Genomic DNA, 12507 nt, shown 5'->3' with positions numbered 1-12507 from the left:
AATTCGTTGAAAAAGGGAGATTTTTTTATCGACGAAGGGTGTGGTGACGCGCTGTCCAGCAGGCGTTGGGGGCGTTAGCTAAAACGATTCATCTTTGGATGGCTAAGCCCCTGTGATGAGCTCCCTGTGGCGAGGGAGCTTGCTCCCGCTCGGCTGCGAAGCAGACGCCTGGCTTGATATCTGGAATCGAAGGGGCCGCTTCGCGGCCCAGCGGGAGCAAGCTCCCTCGCCACGGGGGAACCCAACCAAAAGAATGCTGGAAAATCCGATCAAGTCGCCGGGCGGATCGCCTTGATCAACGATTGCAACGAATAACCCAGCCGCGGCGCGAGCCCTTCGGCACGGGCGACCAGACCTTGCATGTCCAGTACCTGGTCCAGGTCCGCCGGCACGATCAGGATGACGTTGCCCTCCTTCACCGGCAACTCCCAGTAGTGCCGGTGATACAAGCCGCGCAGGAGCGCCGCGCCCAGCGGCTTGCCATCGTCGGTGGCCCACTGGTTGATCACCAGCCAGCCGCCGGGATTGAGGCGCTTCTGGCAGTTTTCCAGAAATCCCCAGGCCAGGTGACCGACGCCGGGACCGACATCGGTATAGAGGTCGACGAAAATCAGGTCCGCCGGCTCCGCCGTTTCAAGCAGCTCCAAGGCATCACCGACACGAATGTACAGGCGCGGATCATCGTCCAGCCCGAGGTATTCGATGGCCAGGCGCGGCACGTCGGGGCGCAGTTCGATGGCCTCGACATCTTCCAGCGGCAGGAACTTGAGACAGGCCTGGGTCAGCGTACCGGCCCCCAGCCCGAGGAACAGCGCGCTCTCCGGTTGCTCGTGGCACAACGCACCGATGAGCATGGCGCGGGTGTAGTCATATTCGAGCCAGCTCGGATCAGCCGTGAACACGCAGCTCTGCTCGATCGCATCGCCAAATTCGAGAAACCGGTAATCGGCCACTTCGAGTACGCGGATCATGCCGAACTCGTCGTGCACCTCGGCGAGCAAATGCTCGACGCGCTCCTCTGTCATTTCCTCTCCTGATGTTGCCGTGCTGGCTCAAGCCCGCGCAAACGGGGCAAAGGCGCGATTGTCGGCGAAGCGAGCGGAACAGGTCACGCACTAATTTGCTGATAACATGAGCGCCCGAGCGTAAATCACCTAGAGATCATGATGAGCCAACCCTGGAGCCCTGACAGCTGGCGCGCCCTGCCGATCCAGCAACAACCCCGCTACCCCGACGCGGCGCATCTGCTGCAGGTGGAGCAGACCCTGGCCAGTTATCCGCCGTTGGTGTTTGCCGGTGAAGCCCGGGAATTGCGTCGTCAGTTTGCCGAAGTCGCCCAGGGTCGGGCATTCCTGCTGCAGGGCGGCGATTGCGCCGAGAGCTTTGCCGAATTTTCCGCCGCCAAGATCCGCGACACCTTCAAGGTGCTGCTGCAAATGGCGATTGTCATGACCTTCGCCGCCGGTTGCCCGGTGGTCAAGGTCGGGCGCATGGCGGGCCAGTTCGCCAAACCGCGCTCGGCCAACGATGAGACGATCGATGGCGTGACACTACCGGCCTACCGGGGCGACATCGTCAACGGCATCGGCTTCGACGAGAAAAGTCGCGTGCCGGATCCGGAGCGGCTTTTGCAGTCCTATCATCAGTCCACCGCGACCCTCAACCTGCTGCGGGCGTTCGCCCAGGGCGGGTTCGCCGATCTGCACCAGGTGCATAAGTGGAACCTGGACTTCATCGCCAACTCGGCCCTGGCGGAAAAGTACAGCCACCTGGCCGACCGCATCGACGAAACCCTGGCATTCATGCGCGCCTGCGGCATGGACAGCTCGCCGCAACTGCGCGAGACCAGTTTTTTCACCGCCCACGAAGCGTTGCTGCTCAACTATGAAGAAGCCTTCGTACGTCGTGACAGCCTGACCAACGATTATTACGACTGCTCGGCCCACATGCTGTGGATCGGCGATCGTACCCGCCAGCTGGACGGAGCGCACGTGGAGTTCCTGCGGGGGGTGAACAACCCGATCGGGGTCAAGGTCGGCCCGAGCATGAACCCTGACGACCTGATCCGCCTGATCGACGTGCTCAACCCGGATAACGACCCCGGTCGACTGAACCTGATCGCGCGAATGGGCGCCAACAAGGTCGCTGATCACCTGCCGCAACTGTTGCGCGCCGTGCAGCGTGAAGGCAAGCAGGTGCTGTGGAGTTCCGACCCGATGCACGGCAATACCATCAAGGCCAGCAGCGGCTACAAGACCCGCGATTTTGCGCAGATTCTTGGCGAGGTAAAGCAGTTCTTCCAGGTGCATGAAGCCGAAGGGACCTACGCCGGCGGGATTCATATCGAGATGACCGGGCAGAACGTCACCGAATGCATCGGCGGCGCCCGACCGATCACCGAAGATGGATTGTCGGATCGTTACCACACGCACTGCGACCCGCGGATGAATGCCGATCAGTCGCTGGAACTGGCGTTCTTGATTGCCGAGACGTTGAAGCAGGTTCGGCGGTAGATCAGCAGAGCTTTTTTCGCCTGCTCAATCGCTTCGCGAGCAGGCTCGCTCCCACAGGTGATTGGCTGCGGACACAAAAGCCGTGGTCACCGTAAATCCCTGTGGGAGCGAGCCTGCTCGCGAAGGGGCCAGCTCAGCCACCGTCACCCCGCGCCAACGCCACCGCCAACCGCACCCCACCCTCCCGCTGGCAATTGAGCTGCACCCGCTCCAGTCCCAACCAGTCAGCCATGCGCCGCAGATTCATCGCCAGCGCCTGCATGCCCTCCTCGTCAAGCCCCGGCTCTTCCTCGTGCACGGCATGCACGGCCAGCCGCCCCAAGGCCCGCTCCGCACGAAGATCGACCCGCGCCGCAATCCGCTCATTGTGCAAAAAAGGCAAGACGTAATAGCCATACACGCGCTTGTGCACTGGCGTGTAGATTTCCAGCCGATAGCGGAAGTCGAACAAGCGCTCGGTGCGGCTGCGCTCCCAGACCAGCGAGTCGAACGGCGACAGCAAGGCACTGGCAGCGACCTTGCGGGGGATTTTCACGGTGGGTTGGCACCAGGCCGCCTGCTTCCAGCCCTGCACCTGACATCGCAACAACTCACCCGCCTCCTCCAACTCGGCCAGTCGAGCGCGGGTGTCGGCCGGATCCAGGCGGAAGTAATCACGCAGGTCCTTCTCGGTGCCGACGCCCAAGGCCTGCGCCGCATGCAGGAGCAACGCGCGTTGGGCCTGGGCTTCGTCCGGCTGCGGTTGGCGCAGGACCGACTCGGGCAGCACCCGCTCAGGCAGATCATAGAGCCGCTCGAACCCACGCCGCCCGGCTACGGTGACTTTGCCCGCGGCGAACAGCCATTCCAGCGCATGTTTCTCGGCGCTCCAGTCCCACCAGGGACCGGCCTTCTCCTGACGTGTGGACAAGCTGCCGGCGCCAAGCGCGCCCTGCTCCTGAACCGCCTGAAGGACCCGATGAATCACGTTCTGCTGCTCACGACCAAACCGCGCCAACTGCTGGTAAATGCCTTCGCCACGGGCCGCCCGCGCCATGCGCCAACGCATCAGCGGATACATCGTAACCGGCAGCAACGAAGCTTCATGCCCCCAATACTCAAACAACGTGCGGCGGCGCCCCTGGCTCCAGGCTGCCTGATCGAGCAAGTCGCGATTGTAGTGACCAAGGCGGGAGAACAGCGGGAGGTAATGCGAGCGCACCAAGGCATTGACTGAATCGATCTGCACGACGCCGAGGCGCTCGATCAGACGGTTGAGGCGCGCGGGTTGCACCGAAGCTGGCGATGGCCGCCCATCGAATCCCTGGGCGGCCAATGCCAGGCGTCGGGCCTGTTTGAGGGTAAAGGACACAGTCGCGGGCATGGAGATCTCCTTGTCTGCTCGCAACCTACCTCACCATTAAGCGGTTTGTGTAGGGAAGGATGGCTCATTTGTGCATCGGGTCATCCCAGAATGGCCGAACCACTTCCTTTTCAACATCGGCACGGCTGACACCTATGTCCTTGAGCGCCTCATCGCTCATCGAGGCGAGCAGTTCACGCTCGTGGTGCAATTCGTACCAGCGGCTAAACTTGTGCAACAGCGCGCTGAGCGAAAAACCGTGGGATGAGAATTTATCAATCAGCAAATAACCTTTTTGACCTTTCATCGTGATGTCCTCCGTTGGGGATGGCTCTAGTCTCGCGCCAGGGATAAGATCAATCCAACGAATGTTTCTTATGCAATACATCTCGGAGATTGATCAATTGTCGAGTTACCCGAGCATCGATACGGAAGTGCTGCGGACCTTCGTCGCCATCGCCGACCAGGGCGGCTTCACTCGCGCCGGGGAGCTGGTCAACCGTACGCAATCGGCCGTCAGCATGCAGATGAAGCGCCTGGAAGAGGACGTCTTGCAGCGCCGCCTGTTCGAGCGCGACGGGCGGCAGGTCAAGCTCACCGCCGAGGGCCAGGTGTTGCTGGGTTATGCCCGGCGGATCCTCAAGCTGCACAGTGAAGTGTTCAACACGCTGCGCGAACCGCACATGGTCGGCACGGTCCGCATCGGCACGCCGGACGATTATGTGATGCGGTTTTTGCCGGGAATCCTGCAGCGCTTCGCCCAGTTCTATCCACTGATCGAAATCGAAGTGCACTGCGAATCGTCCAAGCAACTGCTGCTGCGCCAGGATCTCGACCTGTCCATCGTCACTCGCAAACCAGGCGACGAGATCGGTCAGTTGCTGCGCAAGGAACGTTTTGTCTGGGCCGAGGCGGCCTGCTTCAACACTCATGAACAAACACCGCTGCCGCTGGCGATGTTCAACAGTGATTGTTTCTGTCGGCAATGGGCGTGCAATGCGCTGGACGCCATGGGGCGTGATTATCGCGTGGCGTACAACAGCTCAAGCCTGTCGGCGATCATGGCGGTGGTCGGCGCGGGTCTGGCGATCACCGCGCAACTGGAGAGCCTGCTGACCCCGGACATGCGCGTCCTCGGCGAGGCCGAGAACCTGCCGGAGCTGCCCGAGGCCAGCATCATGTTGATCCGCAACCTGCACAATCCGTCGCCGATCACCGAGTGCCTGGCCGAACACATCGTCGAAGGTTTCAAACTTTAAGCAGGAGCAACACCGCGCACAGCACCAGGAAACCGCAGAACAGCCCGCGCAGCAATCGCTCCGGCATCGCGTGGGCGACCTTCACCCCCCAACTGATGCTCATCAGCCCACCGACAGCCAGGGGCAGCCCGATCCACCAGTTCACCTCATGGTGAAACGCATAGGTGGCAAGGGTCACACCCGTGCTGGGCAAGGCCAGCGCCAGGGACAACCCTTGGGCGACGACCTGGGAAGTGCCGAACACGCTGGTGAGTATTGGCGTGGCGACAACTGCTCCGCCCACCCCAAACAGACCGCCCATGGTGCCCGATGCCGCGCCCAGCACGGCGAGCCAAGGCCAGCCGTGGCGCATCCGCGCCGAAGCCGGCGCCGTCGCCGCGAACATGCGAATCAGGTTGTAGGCCGCCAGGACCACCAGGAACACCACAAAACCAATCCGCATGCTTTGCGCGTCAATGCCCACGGCCCAGATGGAGCCAAGCCACGCGAAGCAGAAGCCCATGGATGCCAGCGGCAGGACATGGCGCATTTCGATACGATTACGCTGGTGATAACGCCACAGCGCCAGCATCACGTTGGGGACGACCATCACCAATGCCGTACCTTGGGCGAGATGCTGATCCAGGCCGAACCATACACCCAGCACTGGAATCGCGATCAGCCCGCCACCAATACCGAACAATCCCCCCAAAGTGCCCAGCGCGGCGCCCAACAGCAAATACAGCATGACCTCGATCACAGACGACTCTCCCCTTAATCAGGGCGCCTATCCTACCCAGTTGGTGGTCACCAGGAAACGTAACGGCTGATCAATACGTCAGAATTATCTGGTGCATTAAAGGCTTGTCCGCTAGATTCGTAAGGATCATTGATGAAAGGTTTTGCCATGACTACCCAACACGACACCCCCGATCCTTGCGAAGCCCTGCTGCTGGAAAACCAGGTCTGCTTCGCCCTGCACTCCACGTCGCTGTTGATGACCAAGGTCTACAAGCCCCTGCTCCAGGCGTTGGGCCTGACCTATCCGCAGTACCTGGCGATGATGGTGCTGTGGGAACAAGACGGGCTGACCGTCGGCGAAATCAGTAACCGCCTGCTCACCGACCCTGGCTCCCTGACCCCGCTGCTCAAGCGCCTGGAGGCCGAAGGCCTGTTGAGTCGCACCCGCAGCCGTGAAGATGAACGCGTGGTCATTGTCGAGCTGACCGAACAGGGCCGCGCCCTGCAGAAAAAGGCCCTCGACATCCCCCAATGCATCCTCGCCGCCAGCGGCCAGACGCTGGAACAACTGAAAAAACTGCAACATGACCTGCAGGAACTGCGCGGGCATTTGCAGGACAGCCTTTGATTTTCTGACGCAACCAATCCTGTGGGAGTGAGCCTGCTCGCGAAGGCTCCGGCACCTCCAACATCGCCGCCAACTGAACCACCGCTTTCGCGAGCACGCTCGCTCCCACATTGACCTTTACTGGTCACAAAATCTGTGGCCACCACCAATCCCCTGTGAGAGCGAGCCTGCTCGCGAAGGCGCCGGCATCTCCAGCATCGCCGCCAACTGAACCACCGCTATCGCGAGCAAGCTCGCTCCCACATTGACCTTCATTGGTCAAAAAAACTGTGCATATCAGCAATCCCATATTGAACACCAGTGATCACAATATCTTGTGCCCACCACCAATCCCCTGTGGGAGCGAGCTTGCTCGCGAAGGCGCCGGCACCTCCGGCATCGCCGCCAACTGAACCACCGCTTTCGCGAGCAGGCTCGCTCCCACATTGACCCTCACTGACCACAATATTAGTGCCCACCACCGATCCCCTGTGGGAGCGAGCCTGCTCGCGAAGGCGCCGGCCGAACTGCCAGACCTCGTACATCAAAAAAATTCATCCCCCCTAAACCGCTCTAAACCAAGGCTTTCAGCCATCCAGGGTTGATCTGTTCAGACGCATCTCAAAAATTTATCTTGCGCGCAAAATACCTGTGCATTACATTCTCTCCACACCTACTTAGCGCACAAACATTTAGCGCAACAAACCAACCATAAAACGAGGCGTCCACCATGAAAACTCTCTACACCGCAATCGCAACTTCCACCGGCGGCCGTGACGGTCGTGCCGTCTCCAGCGACAACATCCTCGACGTCAAACTTGCTACGCCCAAGGAACTCGGCGGTGCGGGTGGTGCTGCGACCAACCCAGAGCAACTGTTCGCCGCCGGCTACTCGGCCTGCTTCATCGGCGCGCTGAAATTTGTCGCCAGCCAGAGCAAACGCAAGATCCCAGACGACGCCTCGATCACCGCTCACGTCGGCATCGGCCAGATCCCCGGTGGTTTCGGTCTCGACATCGACCTCCACATCAGCCTGCCAGGTCTCGACCAGGCCGACGCCCAAAGCCTTGTGGAAGCCGCTCACCAGGTTTGCCCGTACTCCAACGCCACCCGCGGCAACGTTGATGTTCGCCTGCACGTAACCGTCTAAACCCCTACCCCGGACCGACCTTCAAGGAGATTCACATGAACACCCTCAGCAAAGCCCTGACCGGCACCCTTCTCGCCCTGAGCATCAGCAACGCCTTCGCCGACGGCATCGTCGAGCACAACACCCAAGCGTTCCTCGACGCACTGAATGCCGGCACCGGCAAACCGCTGGAGCAGCTGTCGCCCAAGGACGCCCGTGCCGTACTGGTCGGCGCCCAGGCGGGGGTGAAGTTGACGCTGCCCAAGGCCGATGTCAGCGAGAAAACCATCCAGGTCGATGGCCAGTCGATCAGTCTGACCGTCGTTCGTCCGGCCGGGGTCAAGGGTGAGCTGCCCGCGTTCATGTTCTTTCACGGCGGTGGCTGGGTACTGGGCGATTTCCCCACCCATGAACGACTGGTTCGGGACCTGGTGGCGGGTTCGGGTGCCGTTGCGGTGTTCGTCAACTACACACCATCGCCCGAGGCGCATTACCCGGTAGCGATCAACCAGGCCTACGCCGCGACAAAGTGGGTGGCCGAGAATGGCAAACAGATCAATGTCGATGGCAAGCGCCTGGCCGTAGCGGGCAACAGCGTCGGCGGCAACATGGCGGCGGTCGTCGCGCTGATGGCCAAGGACAAGGGTACGCCGGCGATCCGCTTCCAGGCATTGTTGTGGCCGGTGACCGACGCCAGCTTCGAGACGGCGTCCTACAACCAGTTCGCCGAAGGGCACTTCCTCAGCAAGAACATGATGAAGTGGTTCTGGGATAACTACACCACCGATGCCGGGCAGCGTAACGAGATCTATGCCTCGCCATTGCGGGCAACTACCGCACAACTCAAGGGCCTGCCGCCGGCGCTGGTGCAGACCGCCGAGGCTGATGTGCTGCGCGACGAAGGTGAAGCCTACGCTCGCAAACTGGACGCGGCGGGTGTACCGGTTACAGCCGTGCGCTACAACGGCATGATCCACGATTATGGCTTGCTTAACGTGGTGAGCCAGGTACCGGCGGTGCGTTCGGCGATGCTGCAGGCGTCCGAGGAACTCAAGCAACACCTGAAGTAATGGTGGAGCCACAGAGCCCGGATCGAAAGTAAAGGAAATAAAAAGCCCGACTCAATGGTCGGGCTTTTCTTTCATACAGAAGGCTTCGCTTATTTAGCGCGGCCTTTGTAGGAACCGCCTTCGCGGGTATCGATCTCGATTTTGTCGCCGATTTCGATGAAATCAGCAACTTGCAGCTCAGTACCGTTGCTCAGCTTGGCAGGCTTCATGACCTTGCCGGAAGTGTCGCCGCGAGCGGAACCTTCAGTGTAGTCAACTACACGCACGATAGTGGTCGGCAGTTCCACGGAAACCAGGCGCTCTTCGAAGAATACGGCTTCGCAGACGTCGGTCATGCCTTCTTCAACGAATGGCAGGACGCTTTCGATGTCTTCGGCGTTCAGTTCGTACATGGTGTAGTCAGTGGTGTCCATGAACGTGTAGGTATCGCCGCTGATGAAAGACAGGGTCGCCTCTTTACGGTCCAGGATCACGTCGTCCAGCTTGTCGTCCGCACCGTAGACGGTTTCGGTTTTGTAGCCGGTCAGCAGGTTTTTCAGCTTGGTCTTCATGATCGCGCTGTTACGACCCGACTTGGTGAATTCAGCTTTCTGAACCAGCCAAGGATCGTTGTCGATACGAATCACGGTACCGGGTTTGAGTTCTTTACCAGTTTTCATTGCGAATATCCGAATTTGGATGGGATTTACAAAAATCTAGGCCGCGTATCATATCCAATTTCGGTAAAACTTCACCAGCGCCGTGGCAAGATCGGCTCGAGAGGCCTGTTTCTGGCACCACGCCTGGGCATGTTCGGCGAGCACCTGGTGTTGCTCGCAGGCGGCGCTCCAGTGCTCTGCCACGCCTTGGCCGGCGTTCCAGGCCCGCCAGAGACCGCTGATCGCTTTTTCCGCAGCCTCCGGGAGCCCCTCGGTATACAAGCGGAGAAACGCCTCGAGTTTTTCCAGGTGGACGTCTTCTTCCTGTTGATAGATATGCCAGAGCAGCGGCCGGCCGGCCCACTGCGCGCGCACGAAGGAGTCTTCGCCACGCACGGCGTTGAAATCACAGCACCACAACAGTTGGTCGTATTCATCCTGGCGCACGAAAGGCAGCACCTGCACAGTCAGGGCGCCACGGCGATGCACGGCACCGGCTTTCAGGCCGTCGATACCAACCCAACGCTCCACATCGGCGAGGATCCGGCTTTCCGGAACCAGCACATGCGACGGACGAGCATCCGTCGCCAGCGCATCAAACCAGCTGGCCAAACCGTCGTTCTCATAGGCAAACAGCGAAATCAGCCGCGCCCCGGACTCGCGCTCGACGCCCAATCCTTGCAGGAAAGCCCTTTGTGCCTCGCCATCCTGCTGAAATTCTCGACGACGCTCCAACAAGCCGGCCTCACGCAGCAAGCCACCGGTGCCCTCCTGAAAGCCCGGAAAAAAGAAATATTTCTGCACATGTTTGTACTTCACCGACGGCAAACCGTGACAACCGATCACCCAGTCCTCGGCGCTCAGGTAATCGAGGTTCATCCACAAAGGCGCCGCCGGACGCTCGGCCATCGCGTCCATGTAGGCGCTGGGCAACTGGCAGGCAAATGCGGCGATCACTACATCGGCAGCTTCGGTGGGCTGCCAGTCCTTGGGCCAGTGACGCACCTGTACGCCTTGCTGCCATTGCTCGGTCAGCGTGACATCGATAGACGGACATAACCGCTCGAAGGCGCGCAGGTCGTCGACCCACAGCCGCACCGCGCATCGATGCTCGGCGACCAATTGCCGAGCCAGGCGCCAGGTGACGCCGATGTCGCCATAGTTATCGACGACGGTGCAAAAAATATCCCAACGCACAGTCATTCCCGACTCCCTGTGGTAAAGCCTGATTGTCCCGCATTAAAGCCGTGGAGCAGAAGGGCCGACGGCGATTAATCTTCATGCGACAATCAACGCATCCTCCATGTTCATCGCCAGGAAGCAGACATGCCCGACCACTCCTCTCCCCGCCTCACAACGTTGCAACTGACGCTGGGCATCGCCTTGGGTTTGTGGCTGGGATTCCTTGCCATCGTGCTGACGGGATGGCTGCTGTCCAGGTTTCTGTTCGATGAGCAACTGGCCCCGGTGGCCGCCGCGGTTCATCAATTGGCGCAGCCGCCGGCAGCACCGCCAGCCCCGGAGCCGACCCCAACGCCAACCCCAATGTTCGAGCAGTATCAACAGAACCTGCAGAAGAACGAGCAACGCCAGGCCCTCGACCAGGCCCGTAGCAACCCTCGCAACCTGTCCAACCCAAAGTGTCAATTCTGGCTCCAACAGGACCAGAACGCGCCTAGCGAGAAAAGCCGCGCCAATGTCCTACAGTTCTGCGAATGAACATGAACAAACAGACCGTCCACCAACTGATTCTCGACAAGCTCAGGATTGACCTCGATATCGCCGAACGCGCCGCGCAGACCGCCTACGAAACCGCGACCCACGAGGAAAATATCGCCGAAAACAAATACGACACCCTGGGCCTGGAGGCTTCATACCTTGCCGCCGGGCAAGCCAGGCGCGTGGAGGAAATCCGCCAGGCACTGGTGCTTTGCCAGAACCTGGCGCTAAGACCGTATGATGAAGAACGCGGCATCCAGGTCGGCACATTGATCGGGCTGGAAGATGAGGAGGGTCGCCAGCAGTGGCTGTTCCTGGGACCCGACGCGGCGGGGCTGAAGGTCTCGCTGGTGGGGCAGCCGATTACCGTCATCACCCCTCGCTCACCACTGGGACGAGGCCTGTTGGGCAAATTCGAAGGGGATGAAGTGGAGATCGTCGTGGCAGGCGCCCGGCAACAGTTCGCTGTCACCGAGGCGGTCTAGAGGTCTGTTTAATGCACCGGCAGTTCGACGCCGTCGAACAGTTCTTCGAGTTCCTGCTTGTTGTGGCACTGGATGGCCTTGGCCATGACTTCCCGGGTCAGGTGCGGGGCAAATTTCTCGATGAAATCGCACATGAATCCGCGCAGGAACGTACCGCGGCGGAAACCGATCTTGGTCACGCTGGATTCGAACAACTCGCTCGCATCCAAAACCACCAGATCATTGTCGAGCTTGGTGTCGACCGCCATCTTCGCGACGATGCCCACGCCCAGTCCGAGGCGCACATAGGTCTTGATCACGTCGGCGTCGGCAGCGGTGAACACCACTTTCGGCGTCAGGCCGCGATGGCTGAAAGCTTCGTCGAGTTTTGAACGACCGGTGAAACCGAACACATAAGTCACGATCGGGTATTCGGCCAGCGCTTCGAGGGTCAGCTTCGGCAGCTTGGTCAGCGGGTGCCCCTGAGGCACGACCACGCAGCGGTTCCAGCGATAGCACGGCATCATCACCAGGTCCCCGAACAGTTCCAGGGCCTCGGTGGCAATGGCGAAATCGACGGTGCCGTCAGCGGCCATTTCGGCGATCTGCATCGGCGACCCCTGGTGCATGTGCAGCGCCACGTCCGGGTATTGCTTGATGAAATTGCTGATGACCGGCGGCAAGGCATAACGCGCCTGAGTGTGGGTGGTCGCGATGGACAGGGTGCCTTTTTTCTCGTTGGAGAATTCCTGGGCGATCTGCTTGATGCTTTCGACCTTGCGCAGGATCTCGCCGGCGGTGGTAATGATGCGTTCACCGGCGGGAGTGACGCGAGTCAGGTGCTTGCCGCTGCGGGCGAAGACTTCGACGCCCAGCTCGTCTTCCAGGAGGCGGATCTGCTTGCTGATGCCAGGTTGCGACGTGTAGAGGCTTTGAGCGGTTGCGGAAACGTTGAGGTCGTGGTGCGCCACTTCCCAGATGTAGCGCAGTTGTTGAAGCTTCATATGTATCCCTCAAAGCAGTTGGACGTCACGGGCATCAGCGAC

14 protein-coding genes are annotated in these 12507 nt (G+C 60.4%); 7 read left to right on the top strand and 7 right to left on the bottom strand.

The genetic code is table 11. The features are described 5' to 3' along the window. Positions 1–269 precede the first annotated feature (269 nt). Positions 270–1025 carry a spermidine synthase gene (locus J3P96_RS09050; protein ID WP_434656570.1) on the bottom strand — a complete coding sequence of 252 codons (756 nt, stop codon included), beginning with the start codon at positions 1023–1025 and terminating at the stop codon, positions 270–272. Positions 1026–1166: 141 nt separating this feature from the next. On the opposite strand from J3P96_RS09050, the gene J3P96_RS09045 reads away from it, so the two are divergent. After that, positions 1167–2513: a class II 3-deoxy-7-phosphoheptulonate synthase gene (locus J3P96_RS09045; RefSeq protein ID WP_434656569.1), complete on the top strand. Its 1347-nt coding sequence runs from the start codon at positions 1167–1169 to the stop codon at positions 2511–2513. Positions 2514–2646: 133 nt separating this feature from the next. On the opposite strand, the gene J3P96_RS09040 is transcribed toward J3P96_RS09045, so the two are convergent. Together J3P96_RS09040 and J3P96_RS09035 are read right to left on the bottom strand one after the other, a co-directional pair. Beyond that, on the bottom strand, positions 2647–3876 hold the full coding sequence (locus tag J3P96_RS09040) for a winged helix-turn-helix domain-containing protein (protein WP_434656568.1): 1230 nt from the start codon (positions 3874–3876) through the stop codon (positions 2647–2649). Between the two features lie 64 nt (positions 3877–3940). Further along, positions 3941–4162, bottom strand: coding sequence for a DUF1127 domain-containing protein (locus J3P96_RS09035; protein WP_305499769.1), 222 nt, complete (start codon positions 4160–4162; stop codon positions 3941–3943). Positions 4163–4259: 97 nt separating this feature from the next. Between J3P96_RS09035 and J3P96_RS09030 the strand changes: the two genes are divergently transcribed. After that, on the top strand, positions 4260–5114 hold the full coding sequence (locus J3P96_RS09030) for a LysR substrate-binding domain-containing protein (protein WP_420764840.1): 855 nt from the start codon (positions 4260–4262) through the stop codon (positions 5112–5114). Here J3P96_RS09030 and J3P96_RS09025 read toward each other — a convergent pair. Then, positions 5104–5841, bottom strand: coding sequence for a sulfite exporter TauE/SafE family protein (locus J3P96_RS09025; RefSeq protein ID WP_434631224.1), 738 nt, complete (start codon positions 5839–5841; stop codon positions 5104–5106). The genes J3P96_RS09030 and J3P96_RS09025 overlap by 11 nt on opposite strands. A gap of 159 nt (positions 5842–6000) precedes the next feature. Between J3P96_RS09025 and J3P96_RS09020 the strand changes: the two genes are divergently transcribed. The 3 genes from J3P96_RS09020 to J3P96_RS09010 all read left to right on the top strand — a co-directional run bounded on the left by J3P96_RS09020 (position 6001) and on the right by J3P96_RS09010 (position 8640). Continuing rightward, positions 6001–6462 (top strand): MarR family winged helix-turn-helix transcriptional regulator, encoded by a 462-nt coding sequence (locus J3P96_RS09020; protein ID WP_434572811.1) that lies wholly within the window; start codon positions 6001–6003, stop codon positions 6460–6462. Between the two features lie 709 nt (positions 6463–7171). Further along, a complete protein-coding gene (locus J3P96_RS09015) occupies positions 7172–7591 on the top strand; it encodes an organic hydroperoxide resistance protein (protein WP_434656567.1) in 420 nt (139 codons plus the stop codon). 35 nt (positions 7592–7626) lie between these two features. Next, positions 7627–8640 carry an alpha/beta hydrolase gene (locus tag J3P96_RS09010; RefSeq protein ID WP_434656566.1) on the top strand — a complete coding sequence of 338 codons (1014 nt, stop codon included), beginning with the start codon at positions 7627–7629 and terminating at the stop codon, positions 8638–8640. An 89-nt stretch (positions 8641–8729) separates the two neighbouring features. Here J3P96_RS09010 and J3P96_RS09005 read toward each other — a convergent pair whose 3' ends face one another. Further along, on the bottom strand, positions 8730–9299 hold the full coding sequence (locus tag J3P96_RS09005) for an elongation factor P (protein WP_025113141.1): 570 nt from the start codon (positions 9297–9299) through the stop codon (positions 8730–8732). Between the two features lie 48 nt (positions 9300–9347). Then, entirely contained in the window at positions 9348–10481 is a 1134-nt protein-coding gene (gene earP / locus J3P96_RS09000; RefSeq protein WP_434656564.1) for an elongation factor P maturation arginine rhamnosyltransferase EarP, read from the bottom strand. Between the two features lie 123 nt (positions 10482–10604). Here earP and J3P96_RS08995 point away from each other — a divergent pair, with 123 nt between their 5' ends. Beyond that, entirely contained in the window at positions 10605–10997 is a 393-nt protein-coding gene (locus J3P96_RS08995; protein WP_305499758.1) for a hypothetical protein, read from the top strand. 2 nt (positions 10998–10999) lie between these two features. Then, positions 11000–11482, top strand: a complete 483-nt coding sequence (locus J3P96_RS08990) for a GreA/GreB family elongation factor (protein WP_434656562.1) — start codon at positions 11000–11002, stop codon at positions 11480–11482. An 8-nt stretch (positions 11483–11490) separates the two neighbouring features. Here J3P96_RS08990 and cysB read toward each other — a convergent pair whose 3' ends face one another. Then, positions 11491–12465: an HTH-type transcriptional regulator CysB gene (gene cysB / locus J3P96_RS08985; protein ID WP_003183769.1), complete on the bottom strand. Its 975-nt coding sequence runs from the start codon at positions 12463–12465 to the stop codon at positions 11491–11493. Positions 12466–12507: the final 42 nt, after the last annotated feature.

This window comes from Pseudomonas sp. R3-56 (assembly GCF_051132075.1).
Classification (GTDB): Bacteria; Pseudomonadota; Gammaproteobacteria; order Pseudomonadales; family Pseudomonadaceae; genus Aquipseudomonas.
Note: the sequence above shows the minus strand (reverse complement) of the source record. Positions and strands in the feature narration are given on the sequence as shown.